The following is a 20,986-nucleotide window of genomic DNA, read 5'->3' as shown; positions in this document are numbered from 1 at the left end:
TGCAAATCTGCAGTGAAAGTTCGATCGTTAAGCAATTAAAACGAACTGAATAACTTTTTAATCTTTTCCTTTAATAACTTTTTGGCGTTGCTGAATCAAGGTATGAAAATAAAAATTGAACAATCTCAAATATTTGTGATTCAATAGTTTAGCAACTACCAAAAAATACAAATCATACCCAAAATCAGCAACGCCACTTTTTTTTCAGATTCATTTTCTTTCACATAAGTCACATAAGAGGATAATTTAATATCATTATCCTCTTTTATTATAGCTAAAATTCTCTAGCGATCGCCTGTTGAGCTATGTTATATTTGCCAATCTTTAGTAATTTTTCTAACAACTTTTCTTGTTCGGCAGTTAAAGTAATTTGTCTCATAAATCAATTTTATCCTAATTGTTTAAAACCTATACTAATCCTCAACGATTTGTGAAAAAAAACTGTACGGGTTTGGTCTTTTTATCCCACTTTTGGCTTGGGTTTGGAGACCAAACCCCTACGATAAAATGTTACAACTTATTTAGAGTTTCTATACTTTATTTCTGCCATAAATTTCGGCATTGCTCAATGATTATATGATTTTTCAACTTAGAGACTTTCTATTAGACCTCTCTGGAAAAGAGGGAACAGGGAACAGGGAACAGGAAGAAGTAATTGATAATTTCTGGATAAGAATTGATTCTATTTTTAATTTTCGGAGACGTCTATTATTGAAATTCACTTAGAATCGAAATTTTTGAACTTTGAATTTTGAATTTTGAATTCAAATCCGGTAAGCTTCAATTTTGGCAGCGATTTCCTCCTCAGTAATCTCTTGAATTCCTGGAATTGCTTGAGTTTTATCAAATAATTCTTGCAATTCTTTACTTAACTTTGCTCTTTCAGGATCGATAGGTTTATTCTGATTTTTTTCTCCTTCCTCTCTATACTTTTTAATCTTTTCCTTTAATAACTTTTTCGCAGATTCAGTCCCTTTGACATAAGAAGGTAATTTAATATCATTATCCTCTTTTTCCAATAACTGAAATGCTCTAGCGATCGCCTCTTAAGCTGTATTATATTTGCCAGTATTCAATAATCTTTCTAACAACTTTTCTTGTTCGGGGGTTAAAGTAATTTGTCTCATAATTCGGTATAACTTATACAGCGCTTTTCAGATTGATGAACCACATATTCACATTTCAAACCTAGTTCCATGGAACGTCCCTACTGTGGTTTACTGAAATGAAAACCGCTGTAATTGATAGTTGATAACTGAAATGAAATGACTTTTCCTCTATTTTTTCAAGTCTAATTAACTAAATATATTCCTGAGTTTAATCTCAAAAAAGGTAGCATTAGGGTAATTGTTGAATATTATTCCATGTCTCAATAAACAGATGACTAAAGTGTAGAAGGTTTAGAAAACATCTTAATCCATTTTTTCTCCCTATTCCCTATTCCCTATTCCCTCTTTTATAGAGAGGTTAACTAATTATATCAAGTCTGGATAATAGCGTGATAGAACGACCTTCCGCTTACGGGACCAAACAACTTTCTCCTTCTTATAAATTCAAACTCTCTTCTCTTCTCTTCCCTCCTGACTCCTGACTCCTGCATTTTTATTTATAACTATTCAACCGGACATGATATTACAACTTGAGGCGCTAATAATAAATTTTGCTCAGACTTAATTAACTGCCCAATACCTAAAAATTCACCTTCTATATTGGATACTCGGAAATGATGCTCAGTTTTTTCAGTTTCTATTTCCCATCTTTTTTCATAGAGTAAACGTTGACCTTGACACCATCTTTTTGCATCTTCAGCAACCAAAAATATCCCTGGTAAATGTGCCAATGCTACGTCCATAGATAAAAGACTAAATTTATTTTCCTGTAACTGATTTTCCACTTCTGCAAAAGTCAGACTATTTTTATAAGAAAAACCACTACTTTCTGTTCTAGTTAAAGCAGCTAAAGTTCCACCAGTATTTAAAATTGCACCTAGATCGCGGGCGATCGCTCGAATATAAGTACCAGCACCACAAGCGATCGCTAAATCTACTTCTGGAAAATTTCCATGTCGCCACTCAATAATTTCTATATTAAATACTTCTACAATCCGAGTAGGTACTTCAACAGTTTTTCCTTGACGCGCTAAATCATAAAGTCGCTTTCCTTGTACTTGTATTGCACTATAACTAGGTGGTACTTGCTCAATTTTACCTAAAAAATTTGGCAGCACTGCTTCAATATCCGACAACATTAATTCTGGTGCTGGTGCAGATTGAACAATTTCTCCCTCTAAGTCATCAGTAGTAGTAATCACACCAAATCTGACTGTACCACGATAAGCTTTTTCTGAGGGAAGAAATTGTAATAACCTAGTTGCCTTTCCTACTGCAATAGGTAAAACTCCAGTAGCAGCAGGATCGAGAGTTCCTCCATGTCCGACACGCTTGAGACGTAGCAACTTTCGTACCTTTGCTACGCAGTCATGGGAAGTTATACCAGATGGTTTGTTAAGATTGAGAAATCCTTCCATTGTTTTGTTTATTGTATACCATTTTTATTAATAGACCTTTCCAGAAAAGAGGGAACAAGGAACACTTAGAGCAGTTTTCCTGCACGGTAGACCACAGTAGGGACGTTCCATGGAACGTCCCTACAAGGTTTTGCTTGTGCCGGTGTGGTTCATCAATCTGAAAAGCGCTGTAAGTGGGAGCACAGAGAAGCAATTGATAATTTATGGATAACAATTTCGATTTTGTAGAGATAAAATTAAACACAAGTGAGCTAATAATCCAAAAATTACTAGATAAATATTATTCAGGGCATAGCGAGACTCAACCAGAAATAATCCATCTAAAGCTATGAATAAAGCAGCAATAAAACCATAACTCCAGCGCTGTGTTAATTGATAAGCGATCGCTCCGACTACCAGAGGAATAAATGAACCTGTTAAAGCATTGATCCACCGATAACTCCAAGGTGCTAAAGTAGAACCCGTTTCATTATTAACTATTTCTTGCCAAAAAGGTAAATGAGAACTTATCCAAATACCAATGGCAATGATATATTGACTCAGGGGAGGATGGGCATTAAAAAATTCAGTTTGAGTGAGATAATTATTGGCAAATTTCGCATAATAAACCTCGTCAAAAACGAGAGTATTAAAACGGCCTAATTGCCAAAATCTGAGGATGGCTGAAAATAGAAATATGCTAGCCATGCCAATCGTAAACCATTTACTTGATTGATGATATCTTGGTTGCATAAATAGAATTGAGTATAATTGAGTTTCAGAAGCTTTTAATTTTATCGCAGGGAACAGGGAACAGGGAACAGGGAACAGGGAACAGTTGGAAAAGTGTTTCCTTGTTCTTTGATTCATCATCAGTTTATGTCCTAATCGCCCTGACTGTTGCTATAGTATAAAGCAATAAAAAACAGCCCTAAATCGCAAACAAATAGGGCTGTAAGTAAAAAAGTTAATATTACATTCTTTTGTCAAAAATGTCAAGTTTTTAGATATGATATAACATACCTTGAATTGTCATGCCCCAGACTTTACAGCGCTTTTCTTTCTTGATGAACCACATCGTCACAACCAAAACCCCGTAGGGACGTTCCATGGAACGTCCCTACTGTGGTCTACCGGAATAAAAACTGCTGTAAATCTTGGTAAATATTTGATTGTTGAAGTGTGGCTGAAGTATAGCATTAGAGGTACTGATAACTGATAACTGAATTTCAAGCTTCCCTATTCCATAGAGGTACTGATAACTGATAACTGATAACTGATAACTGAAATGACTGCCTCATTGAGCTAACAACGTTTGGAGAGACAAGACTAACTGTCTGAGGTTGACTGGTTTGCTGAAATATAGGTTAGCACCAGCGCCTAGACAACGTTCTCGATCGCCAGACATAGCAAGGGCTGTTAGCACAACAATGGGAATGTGTTTGAGATGTGAATCTTGACGAATCCGCTGCATCGATTCGAGACCATCTAACTCCGGCATTTGAATATCCATTAAAATTAAATCTGGACGGTGAGTTTGTGCTAATGCAATTGCTTCAAGACCATTTTTAGCCAAAATCAGGCGATAGCCAGAATTCTCTAAGTAGGGCACTATCACACTAACAGTATCTTCGTTGTCTTCCGCTAACAAGATGAGACGTGAATCTTCTCCTTGAACAGAGATCGGCAGACTTGGCTGGTTTATATCATCAGATGATGAATCAGCTTCAACCAGGGGCGAAACAGAATCATAGGGGATATTGATACTAAAACAACTACCCACACCGACTTCGCTCGTTAAACTAACCGTTCCCCCATGAAGCTCAGTCATTTGTTTAACAAGAACTAACCCTAAACCCGTTCCGTTATATTTTCGATTAAGAGCAGTATCTATTTGGGAAAAGGGTTTAAACAATTTAGTGATGTGTTCTGGAGAAATGCCAATTCCAGTATCACTCACACTGATTTTGATGTAGTTTCTCGCCATTAATGCACCAGATTGCCACACCAATTTATTTGGATTCTCGACTTCCTCAGATTGCTCTTGGGAGTCTAATGTTTTCCAATTTTCGTCCTGGTGATCACAACTAACTTCCAGAGCAACATATCCACCTTCTGGGGTGAATTTGACCGCGTTATTGAGTAAGTTCACCAAGCTCTGAAGTATGCGACGCTCATCAATAACCAGGGATAGTGAATCGGGAGGCAGATTCGTCTTGAGGGAAATCTGTTTTTTGAGCGCTTGTTGTTTCACGAATGTCATGCTAGATTCACACAAACTCCTAATATTGGTAGCCTTTAAATCTAGCTCTAGTTGTCCCGACTCAATTTTGGAGACATCCAAAATATCATTAATAAGTTCTAGCAAATGGGTACCGCTTTTTTGAATTGTTTTCAGATATTTGATTTGCTTTTCAGTCAATGGACCAAAAACTGTGTCTTGCAAGGCTTCAGATAATCCCAAAATTGTATTGAGAGGGGTACGAAGTTCGTGGCTCATGTTAGCCAGAAACTCATCTTTCAAACGAGTGGCGCGGACCAGTTCTTCATTGGTGCGTTGGAGTTGGGCTTCAGCTTGTTTCCATTCCGAAATATCGCGGGCAATGCAGACGAAGGAAACTTTCCCATCCCATGTCATCGAACATATAGTAATCTGCACTGGAAAAACCGATCCATCTTTGCGCCGATGCAGAGTTTCTACCGTCCTGACTTGAGTATTATTCAAGAAATGCCTCTTAAAGTCCGCTTGGATTTGTTTGAGCGGGAACTTAGCATCCCAGTCGCCAACGTTTAGATGTCTAGCTTCTTCTTGGGTATAACCTAACATCCGGTAAAAGCTAGCATTGCCTTCAATGAGATTTCCTTCAATGTCTAAGATATGGATGCCATCTGATGAGGTATTGAAAATCGTGTTACGCCGAAGCACCTCTTGTTCTAGAGCAAGTTCGGCTTGTTTACGATCGCTAATATCTTGCACCTGAGCATATAGAAAACCCTGGCCGTCATATTCGATATAATTACTCACAATTTCAACGGGGAAGATATGACCATCTTTGTGTTGATGTTTCACTTCAAATCTGAGAAATGAACTCTGACGGATTTTTTCCCAATGAATGATCCATTCCTGGGGGGTGAACTCAGGATTAAAATCCCAAACATGACTTCCTTTCAACTCCTCATAGCTGTAGCCAAGATCGGAACAAGCTGCTTCATTGACTTCCAAAATCAGACCATCCTCCCGAATCCAAAAAATACCTAGCCCAGTTTTGTCTACTGCAAACTGGGTTAGTTTTAAAGACTTTTCAGCAGTTTTGCGATCGCTAATATCAATCACAACACCGTCCCACAGCGTGTCACCATTCTCCAGGCGTTCTGGGCGAGATATAATTTGCACCCATCGGAGTCCCTTTTCCGGCAAAATCAAGCGATTCTCGACCTGAAAAGGTTGCAGCGTCTCTGCCGAACTCTGGATTGAATCTTGTAACCAGGGAATATCGTCCGGATGAATTCTTGCCCACAATTGAGTGGTATCTTTAAGAAGAGTTTCTGGCTCAAGTTCAAAAATATCTCGCACCTGGGAACTCACATAGGTCAGTTTGTCGCTGCCATTAGGATGAATAACATAGCGAAAAATCATTCCTGGCACATTTTCCGTCATGCGACGGAATCGTGCTTGGGCATCTTGTAGGGCAAGTTCAGCCTTTTTGCGTTCCGTAATATCAGTCAAGGTGCCGACATAGCCCACAACATTGCCATTATAATCCCACTCCTGGGCGATCTGAACGTAATACCAGCGGATTGTGCCATCGGGACGGAGACATCTCCCTTCTGCCCCCGGCAAAACTGGCGAACCGGGAGGCAAATTGGGATAGATTTCAGTCCATGCGGCAATCCTATTTTCCAGATCGTCGGGATGTAACGTATCCATCCATCCTCTCCCCATAGCTGCTTCCAGGGGTCGCCCTGTCATCTCCCCCCAGCGATCGTTCACATAAGTGCAGTTCATTGGTTGATCCATGCGGAAGATGGCAACTGGAGCAGCAGCAGCTAAACTAGCATAGCGTCTTTCGCTTTCTGCAAAAGCCAGTTCTGTAGCTTTGTGAGGGGTGATATCAATATTAGTTCCCACTGCCCGTATTGGTTGCCCCCGATCGTCATATTGCCTTAAGACTGTGGAGGCAACATACCGAATCAAGCCATCCGCTCGGATAACTCTAAACTCTCTGAAAACAGGATTTTCATCCTCTTTCCACATTTTAGCCTGTTCTAAGTCATCCGGATGAACATACTTTTCCCAGTCCTGGTAAGTTCCCTCAAACATATCGGGTGATATGCCATATATTTCAAACATCCGGTCATCCCAGGACAAACGACTGTCTTGGAAATTCCATTCCCAGATGCCAATTTCCGCACTTTTCAAAGCCAGTTCGAGGCGTGTTGATAAAGCTTTTAATTGCTCTTCGGCTTGTTTGCGATCGGTAATATCAACAACAATGCCATCCCAAACTACATCCCCGTTGTCTAGGCGCTCTACACTGCTCATATTTTGTACCCAGCGGATTCCTTTTTTAGGCAAAATCAGGCGATAGGGAATTGTAGACGCTTCCAGGGTTTCTGCTGCAACCTGAGTTTCCTGACTCATTATAGGCACATCATCAGGATGAATTCTATTCCATAGAGTATTTTGCAGAGCGATTTCAGGTTCTACTTCAAAAAGCTCCCGTACCTGAGAACTCACATAGGTCAGCTCATCATGGCCATCGGCATAGCGAATGTAGCGAAAAATCATTCCCGGCACATTTTCTGTCATCCGGCGAAATCGCGCTTGAGCATCTTGCAGAGCCAGTTCTGCCTTTTTGCGTTCAGTAATATCAGTTAGGGTGCCGATATAGCCAACAACATTGCCATCATCATCGAACTCCCGCGCTAATCGAGAATAGAACCAATTTACACTACCGTCTAGGCGGAGATATCGCCCCTCTGATCCGTGCATAAAAAATTGATCGGGGAGACCTTCTAAAGAATATACTTTCGACCAATTAGCGACGAATTGTTCACGATCATCTGGGTGCAATGCATCCATCCAACCATACCCGAGTGCTGCTTCAGGTTGTCTACCCGTCATCTCACTCCAGCGCTCGTTGATATAGGAAATATGCAGTGGTTTATCTAAGCGATAAATAACAACCGGAGCTGCTGCTGCCAAGCTGGCGTAGCGTCGTTTGCTTCCTTCCAGGGCAAGTTCTGCGGTTTTACGATCTGTAAGATCTATGTTTAGCCCAATCATTTTCACCAAGTCACCCTGTTGATTGCGCTGACTGATGACATTGGAATAAATATGTCGCACCTGATTATCGGGTCGAATAATTTTAAACTCTGTTGTGAGAGAAACCTGCTCATGGAGCATTTGCGCCTCTTGTTGGAGCATCCGCTCAAGATCATCAGGGTGTAGTCTTTGAACCCAGTCTTCGTATCTGCCAGAAAAGTCTTCGGGGGCGACGCCATACAGGCAAAACATCCGCTTATCCCAAATCAAGTGATTGTCTGTTTTGTTCCATTCCCAGATGCCAATTTCTGCACTTTCCAAAACCAGTTCGAGGCGTTGTGATAAGACTTTTAATTGATCTTCTGCTTGTTTGCGCTCGCTAATATCAACAACAATTCCGTTCCAAACCACATCGCCGTTGTCCATGCGATCTACACTGGTCATATTCTGTACCCAGCGGATGCCCTTATTAGGCAAAATCAGGCGATAGTTACTGGTAAAAGATTGTAGGGTTTGGGCTGACTCCTGAATTGCTTCTCCTAACCGGGGGATATCATCGGGGTGGAGTCTTGCCCACACTTGAGCCATGTCTTGGAGTGCGATTTCAGGTTCAAGTTCAAATATATCCTGAACTTGGGAACTCACATAGGTCAGCTCATCACTGCCATCCCCATGCAGGATATAACGATAAATCATCCCTGGGACATTTTCTGTCATCCGGCAGAATCGTGCTTGAGCCTCTTGGAGAGCAATTTCTGCTTCTTTGCGCTCGCTCACATCCATCACAATCCCATCCCAGAGGATCGATCCATCGGACATGGGATTACGGCAGTGACTAATTGCGTGAACCCACTTTAGTTTACCTGAAGCCGTAAAAATCCGAAATTCATAATTGAACGGCTGTAATGTTTGACTAATTTCAGCCAGCATCTGGTCAATGAGAGGGCGATCTTCACTGTGTTCAAAATCCCGGAAACTATATTGACCACTGATAATAGCCTCTGCCGATATCTCATAAAGGTCATAGCAATCAGGACTGACGTAGAGGAATGAAAAAGTTCCATCCGCATTAAAGCGACCTTGGTAAACAACACCTGGAACATTGTTGACCATGTTACGAAAGTGAGCTTCACTTTCTTGGCGTTTTGCGGTTTGGATTTCCAATTTCTGCCCTAGAGCTTGATTAAGCAGGGCATTCTCCAGGGAAATCGCAGCTTGGTTACAGAGAAAATTGAGGATGGTGATACGATCGTGACTAAAGACCCCAGCCACCGAGTGATGTTCTAGATACAGCAACCCTATAAGTTTTGTCTGATGCACTAGAGGCAAACACAACACACTGCGGTGTGGATTTTGTTGCAGGTAGGGATCGACAATGGGTAGCGACTGATCTAGCCCATCGATTGCCAAAATTTCTTCAGTCCGTTGGACGTACTGAATTAGCTGTATTGGCAGGTGTATATTTTCCTTCAGCGGTACTGAGATTAGCTCTGTAGTTTCAGCAGTTGCCGTCACCCTCACCTGCCAGGTGTTGTCGGCATCGGGCAACAGCAGCACTAACCTTTCTGCCCCGGATGTCTGGAGCATCATTGGAGTCAGTTTTTCTAGCAATTCACTCAGATCGATACTTTCAGAAAGAGCCTGAGCAGATTTAAAGATCGTTGTCAGATCAAAGGCTGTATTTATGCTACCGGTAGAAGTTTGGGCGCTACTGCCAGATGAATGGATAGACAGATGCAACGGGGCAATACTGTGCAATGTTGCCACGGGATCGATAGCGTTTGTCTGTTGGAGAATGGGCTGGAGCAAATCTGAGTAGCAGGCTTCCATGTTATCAGTTTTAGCCTTCGCACCCCAGCGGTTATAACAGAGATAAGCCTCTTGCAGATAGACAGCAGCAATCTTTTCTTTCCCCCAGTCCAGATAGAACCTGGCTGCCAATTCATTTGCTAACGCTTCTTCCTGGAGGTATTTGTTTTCTTTAGCTCCAGCAATAGCGAGATCATAGTAGTCCATGGCAGCCAAGCGATCGCCCAATAGTCGTTGCTCCTCCGCACAAACCAGATCGTATTTATGTTGGAAATTCATCGGAGCGTTATCAGCCCAACGCTTCATTTTTTCTTGATTTTTACTTACCTTAGCGAGCCAATTTGCATTATCTAGCCCATGAGCGCAAGCTAGACGAATTAAAGAATCATAGAAGTAGAAAACCACTTCCACGAGCATTCCTGCCGGTCCTGCCAGATATTGTTCTGCTGATTCTGAAGCGTCTAAAGCTTGAGGATAATCCCCCAATACATACAATAAGGTAGCCTGATTCAAATAAAAATAACAAAGACCAAATATATCGCCTTGTTCTTGTTTAGATTGAACATAGGTATCGACATCAAAGGCATTTCCTGCTACTTGATGGGAATCATCTTCGGTACCCAATAATTCTATTACCGTTTGATAAAGGCACTCACTCCAGGAAATAGGCAGGTTTTGCCCAATTGAGGACAAAGCTTCAGTTGTTTTGACGATCGCTTGCTTGACAGCTGACAACTCCCAGCCAAGAAAATAGAGGCTATAACATCTGATATAGATGCTATAGCTGGCAAATTCAAAATCTCCATTTTCCAGGCCGTTGTTGTAAGCCTGCTGAAAAACATTCAAAGTTTCTTCGATATGCGATTTTTCGTGGGTGATAAACGCACTAATCGCGTGGTAAGCCCTATTTTCTAAAATCTTAGGATTAGCAGTTTGAAGTAGCCTTATAGCCAGACTTCCCCATTCATAGGCTGTGTCTATATTCTGTTCTAAGTTCTTGATAAGAATTGCGTAAAGTGCGTATCCATAGGGAGCAGAGGGAGGATTGCCATATTCCAAAGAAAATCGAGTTGTAATCAGAACAACCAGAAAAAATAAATTGGGATCTACAATCATGATTGGTGTCACCACCAATATCAAGGTACTAACGATAGCCAATTTTTCTGGGTCAGTGAGTACAGGTAGTGCAACAATCTCATCAAAACTGAATCGGGCTGAAAACTGCTTAAAGGTTTCTAACTCCTGTTTAACATCCTCCATGCTGGGAGATTCTGGCAAGACAACACCCAATTCCTTGAGCAGATTGCGGGCAATTTCAATGCTGGCTAGGGGTTGATTTTGCCCCAAACAGAATTGCATTTTGACCTGTAGGGTTTTGACAGTATCCAGGCAGGTTTGAGCTTGTGTAGTCACGGTTTGGACTATGGCTTCCATACGGATACTGTTGCCAGCAAGATAGGCAGCCTCAGCCGCATTTTCGTGGATATTTAACGCCAGGGGATAGTATTGTTGCCAGCCTGCTTCTGACAGGGTTTCGATGGCAATATCAAAATATTTTAACGCAGCAGCATAGGCGGTTGCTGACTTAGCCTTGATGCCTGCCCGCCAATTTAGCACTCTTAACTGGTGTTGTTCGGCAGCACTAGAGATGATATCTCGACCAATATTGAGCTGATTAACGATGTCAAAAATATGCTCTTCCTGTTTTTCTTGGGGAATCTGGTCTAATAAAAATCTGCCAATTTGATAGTGAGTTTGTTGTCTCTGCTGTTCCGGAATGAAAGTATAGGCTGCTTGTTGGACTCGATCGTGTAAAAACCGATAGGTAACGGTAACATCATGGAGTGTTGTTAGTTGAGTTGTTGTTGGCAGATCATCTATTCCCTGAAAAAATTTATAGTTTTCGTTTTCAGGAACGATAAGTCCAGCCTGGAGAGCTGGCCACAATTCAGAAGCCAGCTCTTCTGAGGATTGTTCACAAACCACTCCCAGGGTGTCAAGCTTAAACTCATTTCCCAAACAGGCTGCGATCGCTAAAGCATTCTGGGTTGTTTCAGGCCATTGCTGCAATCGTCTGACCATAAATTCTACCACATCATCCGTCAGGGCTAACAGGCGGATCTGGCTAAAATCGCATTGCCAGTAGCCCACATCAGCATTAAATGTAATCCAGCCGTCCGCTTGGAGGCTGTGTAAAAACTGAGTTGCAAAAAATGGGTTCCCCTGGGTTTTTTGGTACACCAGTTCGGCTAACGGAGTAGCAATCTCCACCGAGCAGTGCAGACTATCCGCCACTAACTGGTGGATGTCGTTCTGTTTTAAGGAAGCCAGGGTAAGGGTATCGAACTTTGTTAAGTGTTGCCGCAGCTCATCCAGCGTTAGTATCAAGGGATGAATGGGAGACACCTCATTGTCTCGATAGGCTCCCAACACCAACAGATGCCCCGTCTCTGCCCCACTTATTAATAGCTTGAGCAGATTCAATGAGGCTGAGTCAGCCCACTGCAGGTCATCTAAAAAGATCGCTAAGGGATGGTCTTGGGTAGTAAATATCTGAATAAACTTACCAAATAGGAGATTAAAACGATTCTGAGCAGCTATCCCTGACAATTCGGACACCGCAGGTTGGGAGCCAATAATCAATGCTAGCTCTGGTATCACCTCAATCAGGACTTGACCTTGCCCAGCAACCGCTGCCAGGATTTTAACTTTCCAGTTTGCTAACGCGACATCCGATTCGCTCAGTAGCTGCCTAATTAAGCTACGGAGTGCCTGCACAAAAGCCGAAAAGGGAATGTTGCGGTTAAACTGGTCAAATTTACCTTTGATAAAATAGCCCTTTTGCCTGGTAATAGGTTTATGAACTTCATTCACAACGGCGGTTTTACCTACACCAGAAAAACCTGCCACCAAGATCAGTTCTGCTCTTCCCCCCCCTTTCAAAGGGGGGTTGGGGGGGATTGAGGATGGGGGGGGATTCGGGGTTGGGGGAGATGCTACCCGCTCAAAAGCATCTAACAAGGTTTGAACCTCTGTCTCGCGTCCGTAAAGCTTGTCAGGAATGAGGAAGCGATCGCACCTATCCTCCTGCCCCAGCTCAAACTCAACAACCGTCCCTCTCTCAGTCCATAGCTCCAGACACCGTTGCAAATCATGCTTTAGACCCAACGCACTCTGGTAGCGATCCTCAGCATTTTTGGCCATCAGCTTGAGAACAATATCGGAGAGGGATTTGGGAATAGGGTAAGTAAGGGTGGAAGTTGAAGAATAAATGCTGAACTCCCATGGAGGCACAGGCATCTTGGCAATGTGACTATGGATTAGCTCCATGGGGTCATCGCTCTGGAAGGGTCGCTCCCCGGTCAGCAATTCGTATAAGGTGACTCCAAGACTATAAAAATCAGCTCGGTAGTCAATGCCCCGGTTCATACGTCCAGTTTGCTCTGGGGCAATATAAGCCAGGGTGCCTTCTAAAGCACTGGGACTCTGCAGTTTCAGGCTTTCCTTGGGCAATAGCGAGGCCAGGCTAAAGTCAATCAGCCAGATTTGGTGGGTGTTGGGATGAATCAGGATATTAGTCGGCTTGATGTCCTTGTGCAATACCCGATGCTGACCCAGGTGATGGAGGCTATCCGCCAGTTGCAGTGCAATGGCCAAAACTTTCTCTACAGTCAGGCGATCGTGGGCCTCTACATAGTGCTGTAGATCGATAGCTTCCACATCTTCCATCACCAGGGCATAGTGACAGTCCCAAGCAAGGAAGGCCAAGGGTTTGACAAGACTGGGAATATCCAGATTTTTAGCAATGATGTACTGATTGCGAAAGCGGACTAACTTTGTGAAGTTTGGGTAGGGCGATATCAATATCTTAATCACCACCGATTCTCCATGGCGATCGCTAATAGCCCGATAAACAGCGGAGGAACTCCCTGCATAGAGTTGTGCAGTTAGAGTGTAACCTGGGATAGATGGTAAGAGATAATCTGACATAGGCGAGCTTTGATTACAATTTAGAATTCAGAAATTTGGGATGATATCATGTTCGGTAGCATCGTTTGTGTATATAATCTAAGTCATAATTAGGGTTTGCTGAAAAAGTATACAAGGGTAAGGGTAGGAGTCAGGAGTCAGGAGTCAGGAGTCAGGAGAAATGGGAATTATAGAGGAGGTAGAAGTAAGACTTGTCCCTCAATTTTTCTGCCATAATCATTCCAAAATACTAGCTTTTTGAGCTTTTTCTACTGAAAAGCTGGCACCTTTTTCGCTTAAAAAAGACTGAAGCCTTTATATTTCAATACTTTGATAATTAATTAGCAAACCCTAATTAGAATTTAGATAGGAGTCAGGAGTCAGGAGTCAGGAGTCAGGAGAAATGGGAATTATAGAGGAGGTAGAAGTAAGACTTGTCCCTCAATTTTTCTGCCATAATCATCCCAAAATACTAGCTTTTTGAGCTTTTTCTACTGAAAAGCTGGCACCTTTTTCGCTTAAAAAAGACTGAAGCCTTTATATTTCAACACTTTGATAATTAATTAGCAAGCCCTAATTAGAATTTAGATAGGAATCAGGAATCAGGAGTCAGGAGTCAGGAGAAATGGGAATTATAGAGGAGGTAGAAGTAAGACTTGTCCCTCAATTTTTCTGCCATAATCATCCCAAAATACTAGCTTTTTGAGCTTTTTCTACTGAAAAGCTGGCACCTTTTTCGCTTAAAAAAGACTGAAGCCTTTATATTTCAACACTTTGATAATTAATTAGCAAGCCCTAATTAGAATTTAGAATTGAGAATTTACAAATTTGGGATGATATCATGTCCGGTTATACAATAATCGCGCTCATTACTTCCTCAACTTACAAATGTTAAGCATGAATACGAATTTAAAAATTTATGCATTTTCATTTCCTTTCTTACTCCTTACTCCTTACTCCTTACTCCTTACTCCTTACTCCTCCTGTCTCCTACCCTTACTATTGTATACTTTTTCAGCAAACCCTAAGTATTCAACCGGACATGATATGATATTACTAACTCAAATATTTTCTTTCTATCTCATCTGCTGGGAGCGGTTTCGAGAAAAAATAGCCCTGTCCAAAGTCACACTTTAGGTTTTGGAGCCATAAAAGCTGTTGTTGTGTTTCAATTCCCTCTGCCACAATCGATAATCCTAATTCTTGAGCAAGCGCTACAATTGTGTTCACAATTGGATAATGATTGTCTTCTGAGGTAAACTCTTTGATGAAAGAACGATCTATTTTAAGATTATTGACTGAAAAGCTGTTTAAATATTTCAAAGATGAATAACCCGTACCAAAGTCGTCAATACTCAGTTGAATCTGTCGAGCTTGTAACTCTTTCGTCATAGCGATCGCTTTCTCAATACTGCCCATGATAGCACTTTCGGTAATTTCAAGGCTAAGGCATGCTGGATTCACCTTGGTTTCATTCAACACTCGCTCAATGTCATCTAATAAGCTTGGAGAGTTAAATTGCCTAGGTGATACATTGATGCTCATTGTTAACTCTGGCCATCCCTTTTGATGCCAGACTTGTAACTGCTGACAGGCTTTTTGAAAGATTAAAACTCCGACAGGTTCAATCAAACCCGAGGTTTCCATGGAAGGGATAAAGACACCTGGTGAGATAATACCTTTATCAGGATGTTGCCAACGAATTAATGCTTCAAAACCGATTATCTTTAAAGTTTCAAGGTCAATAATAGGCTGATAAAATGCCGTAAATTCCTGATTATTTAACGCTCGTTGGAGATCCGCTTCTAGAGTCAAGCGATCGTGAATTTGAATATGCATCTGTGGGGAGAATATTTGAACACTTCCCTTACCTTTAAGCTTCGCTTGATACATAGCTGTGTCAGCAGCATGAAGGAGTTCCGCTGCTGTTTGAGAGCTTTCCTCACTAAAGGCAATTCCCATACTGACAGTCATATAAATTTCACACCCTTTCACTAGAAAAGGCTGATGAAAACTGTTTCTAATCATTTGAATGACTGAATCAATAGCAGTGGTATCTCCCTCAGCAATAGGATTGATTACCAAGCAAAACGCATCTTCACCAAGGCGTGCCAGGATATCATTAGGGCGAGTCAGTTGCAGTAATCGTTTAGCTATCGCAAACAGAAGTTTATCCCCAAACAAGTGACCAAAAGAACCATTCACTAAGTGGAACTGATCGCAGTCGAGAATAAGAACAGCTAAAGCTGAATCTTTTCTAGCTAGACAGTCTGTTAATTGCTCCAGGAGATAGGTGCGACTAGGCAGTTTCGTCAGGCTATCTTGAGCAATAATGGTTTGCAACTGCTCTGTTCGTTCCTGTACGGTTGCTTCCAACTGGGCATTAAAGGTGGATAATTGCTGATGTTGTTGGCTAATGCGCAACATTGAACGCACGCGAGCGTTAAGTTCTAAACGGCTGATTGGCTTACTAATGAAATCATCTGCGCCAGCTTCTAAACATCTAGATAGAAACACCTTGCCTGTCAGAGCTGTCACCATAATGATCGGAATAAATTGCCACTGGGGCATTGCTTTTAACTTCTTACAAACTTCCATGCCATCCATCCCAGGCATCGCTACATCTAGGAGAATAAGATCGGGTTGAATTGATTTCAGGAAATTAATTCCTGCCTCTCCACTCTTGGCATAATGTAATTCATAATCGTTTGCTGCCAACAGGGCTTCAATCACATCAAAGTTATTTGGCTCATCATCCACGACAAGAATAATCGGTGTTTTCATGTATTAACAAGAATTGTTTAGTTAGTCATTAGACATTTACAGAAAAGCAGAAGGCAGATGGCAGAAGGAAAAGAAAGGTTCAAAGGAAAAAGATTTTTTTATAACTGATTATCCGAACATGATATTAGCTTCTTTCCTTTGCTTCGGAATTCGCAAACAAAAATTGTACCAGTTGAGAGCATAGCTAGAGATTTTATTATGATGTCCGAATAATGAGAGATAAAAAAGTTTTTGTTCGTAGTAGGGTTTGAACAATATCTACAGGACTTGCGCACGCATATCAAATTATACAAAATATTTAGGGGTTAACGACCTTTAACTAGATATGGTGGTTGTGCGTAAGTCCCGATCTATATGTTCGGACTAAAGCCCTACTACAAGCTTTACAGCAATGCATGAGGAAGGTGGGGTACAGTTGAATTTGCAGTTCAAGCATCCTGCTTGTTACAGTCTAGAAGGCTGTGTTACCAAAATTACTAGACCAAATTTTGTACCTCACGCGCCTCCGAAATTGCTGTAATTATGACTATTAAACCGGATGAGATAACATACAATCAAGTACACCTGACCTAATGCACACCCATTAGCTGTATCAGTCCACTACCCTGAAGTTTCCGACACTTCTTCTGCTTCTGCTTCTGCTTCTCCAAACACTACTTTCAGTAGGGGAGGGGCTAAGAATGTTGTGAGAATCACCATCAGAATAATTGCCACATTCAAAGCAGGAGATAAAGCACCACTAGCAGAACCAACTGCAGCAAAAACCAAACCAACTTCACCCCGTGGCACCATACCAACACCAACAGCTAAACGGTTAACTGGACCCAAACCAAAGACACTAAAACCGCAGGCAACCTTACCGACAATAGCAACCACTATTAAAAAGATTGCAATCACTAAACCTTCCCGGTTAGTAGGAACAGCAGGGTTGAGAACAGCCAAATTAGTCTTTGTTCCCACAGTCACAAAGAAAATAGGAACGATCACATCAGAAATAGGAAGAATTAGTTTTTCCAATTCCCGTCCAACTTCTGTTTCATCTAAATTATCTAAAACTAATCCAGCAGCAAAAGCTCCCAATATTGCTTCCAAATGGATAGCAGCACCAATGTAAGACATAAATAATGCAATTGTCAAAGCTGGAATAACTGCCCTGCCACGAGTTTTAAATTTTTCAGCAAAGAAAACGAAAACGCTATTGAACTGACGACCTAGCAATATTGCGCCCACCAAAAATACCGTGGCACTAACAATTAGATAGACAACGTTGACGATATCTATTTCGCCAGTTTTAGCTAAACTTGCTACCACTGCCAGGATAATAATACCCATGACATCATCTATAACTGCAGCACCAAGAATAATTTGACCTTCTTTTGTATTGAGACGGTTAATTTCTGCTAGTACCCTAGAAGTAATACCAATACTCGTCGCTGTAAGTGCTGCCCCGGCAAAAATTGCTGGTACTGCTGAGACATGGAATATGGTAATCATTCCTGCTGTACCTGCAACGAATGGCAATACTACTCCAACAGTTGCTACAACTATGGCCTGAATACCAACTTGTTTTAATTCTCTAATGTTAGATTCTAGACCAATTTCAAACAACAAAATAATGACACCCAGTTCTGCTAGAACTTCTAGTACCTCACTTTGTGCTTCAAATGTAGCTTCGGCAGCGTCAGGACTTAGACCTGCTGTTGCTTGTAAGATGTTAATAATTACTGACGAAGAACTATCAACTCCACTTTCTGGAAAAATTACTAAATTTAGGGCAGAAATACCTATAATTACACCCCCCACCAATTCTCCTAATACAGGTGGAAAACCTAACCAGTTAAAAAATTCACCCCCTGCTTTACTCGCTATATAAATGGCCACTAAACTCAGCAGCACTCCTGCTACTACCATTGCTGGTTCGGCTCCCCCTTCTGTGGCCGTAGCTAGTATTGGTGTGATTTTCCCTGATAAAGGAAATAAGAAAATTTCACTAAAAAAATTGGACCCTGCCATTGAACTAAACATTAAGTTTTTCTAAATCATCCTGATTTAATGTAACAGGACTTTGAGCAGTGGTGCATTACTAGATTTGAGAATTCCTGGCAATTTCTTGAAAATAGTGTTACGATTCAAAATCAAAAATGAGTGAAAACTGATTAGTATCGCGTTATCTTGCTCCCGACTTTGAGTCATCCCTAATGGTTGCCAAGTCAAGAAAAAGAAAGCGCAACATAAATACTCATGTCAGTTGGCCATAAATCAGTCAAAAAATAGCGCTTTGGGGATATTCTTCACGGCACATTGGGAGATACCGCCAGTGTTGATGGTTCTGCTGTCACACTGCTATGAACGGTTTTACCTGGTTTGACTAGGAATTGGTGGGCTTGATGTATCTGTTCTGTTAATTTGGAAACGATCGCTGGAGACAAGACAGGGGACAAAATATAAAGCCTCTTCGTTTCAGGGATAAAAAAAAAGAAAAAAATTTCCTTTTAATCAATCCTCTTCTTTTTAAGAAGAGGTAATTATTAATTATTAATTATTAATTATTTAAAGACTCTATGTTGGAGGGATGGCATTTGTCTACGAACTTGTTCCAAGTGAATAGGGTCAATTTCTGCGATCGCCACTCCTGGTTCATCACCAGTATCTGCCAAAATCACACCCCAGGGGTCTACTATCATTGCATGGCCATGAGTTTGTCTTCTGCCGTAGTGATTACCTGTTTGAGCTGGAGCGATGACATAACAGGTATTTTCTATGGCCCGCGCTTGGAGTAATACTTGCCAGTGGTCTTTTCCTGTAAATGCGGTGAAAGCTGCTGGTACAAATAAAACTTCTGCTCCTTTACTTGAGAGATGTCGGTATAGTTCTGGGAACCTTACATCATAGCATACTGATATACCTAAATTACCATAATCTTTGGATGAATAAACTGATGGTAACTGAGTACCTGCCATCACTGTCTTTGATTCTCGGTAGGTATTACCATCGGGTATGTTAACGTCAAATAAATGCGCTTTTTCATACCTGACTACTTCTAGGCCAGTAGGATCAATTAAAGATGCAACATTGTAGACTTTGCCATCTGTTGTCGGTACTGGATACCCACCTCCTAAAATGGTGATTTGGTATTTTTGAGCAATTGTTTTGAGAAATTTTTCACTTGCTGTAGCGATCGCTTCTGCTTGAGACATTTTTTCTTCCTCTTCACCTAGGAAGGGAAAATTTTCGGGCAAGGTAACTAATTCTGCACCTTGACGGATAGCTAAATCTATTAATTCTTCTGCCTGTGATAAATTTTTTGACAAGTCAGGCACGCTTGTCATTGATATTGCTGCAGTGATATAAGATTTCATTAACTCAGTTTTTCAGAGGTCTTAGAAGTTTTTTTTGATTTTACTTTTATTGTATAGCGTTTCTCACTCTTGCTGAGATACACAATTTTTAGATTTTACCAAATAAATAGGGAATAGAAAAAACACTGCACTTCATTAATACTATCGCCACTTTATCTAGGGTTTTTTCAGAAATCAAATTTTCAAACAAATGTTGTATTTATTGAGAATATTGATTTCTGAATTAACCACTATTTTTCGTATTTATTGATGCTAAATTCTATCTAAATCTTGTTTCAGACTATCCAATTTAATCTGAATATTTCAGACAATTCACATCAAAACTTTAATTAACTTTTCAAGTTAACTTTTTTAGCTTTTACATTGGATGGAAAAGCAGGTCTGGGAAAAAGCGATTAAATTCGATTAAAATTCCTGCTGTTACAGTCATCCAAATTGCTGCCAAAACAGGGGCTGTGGACAGATACTTAAGTAAGTCTTGCATAAATATTTCTCCTGAAACTGATTTTTAAATCAGGTATTGTTTACCCAATGTTAATTAGCTATCAGCTTTTAGCATTTCCGTACCGGAATACTTCACAAACAGCTATCAGCTTTGACTGGATTAAAATCCGCTTATCTCAAAAAAATAATCCTGCTGATTACTGATTACTAATTGCTGACTGCTTCTTTAAAAACATTGTTTTAGATCCAGCTGGTAATTATTAATTAGTATTTTTATACTGACTAAAATTACCATTATTTAACTGCTCCGTTGGTCACTCAATCTAGCGAGGGGAAACAGTAATTTCGTTGTCTTTAGCAAACATTTTGCCAGAGGTATATTCCCCGAATGCCGCTAAAGGCCATAAAAATCCACCTAGCATTTTTTGGATTGCTAAAGGCACGTCAATAACAATCTCTTTTTCCTCTGTATTTTTCTCGGATTTAATTGCTTGAAGATAGGACCGACCTACCCAACCAATCCAACCTGTAATATACAAGAATAAAAGGCCGGGAATAGTAAAGTCCCCTGCGTGATTCCAACTTCCATCTACTATTAAATGAGGTAGACCATCTTCTCCACAAAGTTGTTGAGAATAACGTTCAAATCGCTTTTTACCAGATTCGGGATCGTCGGTAGTAGGGCGAGCATTTTCAGCTAGTGCCTGAAAAGCAGGTGATTCTGAACAAGGTACTAAATTATATGCTGATGCTGTAGGTACACAAGTTACCCAAAGACTAATGGCTAAAACTAAAGCCAATAATCGTTTCATAGAATTGTTTCCTTTTATTACAAAGTGTTGACAATTA

Annotated in this window: 11 protein-coding genes; 1 reads left to right on the top strand and 10 read right to left on the bottom strand. The window is 40.9% G+C overall.

The window, feature by feature from the left end; all coding sequences use genetic code 11:
* Positions 1 to 764 precede the first annotated feature (764 nt).
* From F6K40_RS05540 to F6K40_RS05530, 3 genes are all read right to left on the bottom strand, one after another.
* Positions 765 to 1,019, bottom strand: a complete 255-nt coding sequence (locus F6K40_RS05540; protein WP_293132514.1) for a hypothetical protein — start codon at positions 1,017 to 1,019, stop codon at positions 765 to 767.
* 593 nt (positions 1,020 to 1,612) lie between these two features.
* Positions 1,613 to 2,527: a tRNA pseudouridine(55) synthase TruB gene (gene truB / locus F6K40_RS05535; protein WP_293132512.1), complete on the bottom strand. Its 915-nt coding sequence runs from the start codon at positions 2,525 to 2,527 to the stop codon at positions 1,613 to 1,615.
* A 201-nt stretch (positions 2,528 to 2,728) separates the two neighbouring features.
* Positions 2,729 to 3,259: a phospholipid carrier-dependent glycosyltransferase gene (locus F6K40_RS05530; RefSeq protein WP_365670265.1), complete on the bottom strand. Its 531-nt coding sequence runs from the start codon at positions 3,257 to 3,259 to the stop codon at positions 2,729 to 2,731.
* A gap of 271 nt (positions 3,260 to 3,530) precedes the next feature.
* Here F6K40_RS05530 and F6K40_RS05525 point away from each other — a divergent pair, with 271 nt between their 5' ends.
* Positions 3,531 to 3,725, top strand: a complete 195-nt coding sequence (locus F6K40_RS05525; protein WP_293132510.1) for a hypothetical protein — start codon at positions 3,531 to 3,533, stop codon at positions 3,723 to 3,725.
* A 78-nt stretch (positions 3,726 to 3,803) separates the two neighbouring features.
* Here the strand turns inward: F6K40_RS05525 and F6K40_RS05520 are convergent, their stop codons facing one another.
* The 7 genes from F6K40_RS05520 to F6K40_RS05490 form a co-directional block, all read right to left on the bottom strand.
* Positions 3,804 to 13,571, bottom strand: a complete 9,768-nt coding sequence (locus tag F6K40_RS05520) for a PAS domain S-box protein (RefSeq protein ID WP_293132508.1) — start codon at positions 13,569 to 13,571, stop codon at positions 3,804 to 3,806.
* A gap of 1,035 nt (positions 13,572 to 14,606) precedes the next feature.
* Positions 14,607 to 16,334 (bottom strand): two-component system response regulator, encoded by a 1,728-nt coding sequence (locus F6K40_RS05515; RefSeq protein ID WP_293132506.1) that lies wholly within the window; start codon positions 16,332 to 16,334, stop codon positions 14,607 to 14,609.
* Between the two features lie 600 nt (positions 16,335 to 16,934).
* Entirely contained in the window at positions 16,935 to 18,347 is a 1,413-nt protein-coding gene (locus F6K40_RS05510) for a cation:proton antiporter (RefSeq protein ID WP_293132503.1), read from the bottom strand.
* A gap of 278 nt (positions 18,348 to 18,625) precedes the next feature.
* Complete coding sequence (locus F6K40_RS05505) at positions 18,626 to 18,775, bottom strand: hypothetical protein (protein ID WP_293132500.1); 150 nt, start codon at positions 18,773 to 18,775, stop codon at positions 18,626 to 18,628.
* Between the two features lie 105 nt (positions 18,776 to 18,880).
* A complete protein-coding gene (locus F6K40_RS05500) occupies positions 18,881 to 19,693 on the bottom strand; it encodes a carbon-nitrogen hydrolase family protein (protein ID WP_293132498.1) in 813 nt (270 codons plus the stop codon).
* Between the two features lie 358 nt (positions 19,694 to 20,051).
* Entirely contained in the window at positions 20,052 to 20,177 is a 126-nt protein-coding gene (psaJ, locus tag F6K40_RS05495; protein ID WP_293102293.1) for a photosystem I reaction center subunit IX, read from the bottom strand.
* Positions 20,178 to 20,460: 283 nt separating this feature from the next.
* Positions 20,461 to 20,949: a Photosystem I reaction center subunit III gene (locus F6K40_RS05490; RefSeq protein WP_293132495.1), complete on the bottom strand. Its 489-nt coding sequence runs from the start codon at positions 20,947 to 20,949 to the stop codon at positions 20,461 to 20,463.
* Positions 20,950 to 20,986: the final 37 nt, after the last annotated feature.

The organism is Okeania sp. SIO3I5, from assembly GCF_010672085.1.
GTDB lineage: Bacteria > Cyanobacteriota > Cyanobacteriia > Cyanobacteriales > Microcoleaceae > Trichodesmium.
The sequence above is the reverse complement of the archived record's forward strand: the minus strand, read 5'-3'. Positions and strand labels throughout refer to the sequence as shown.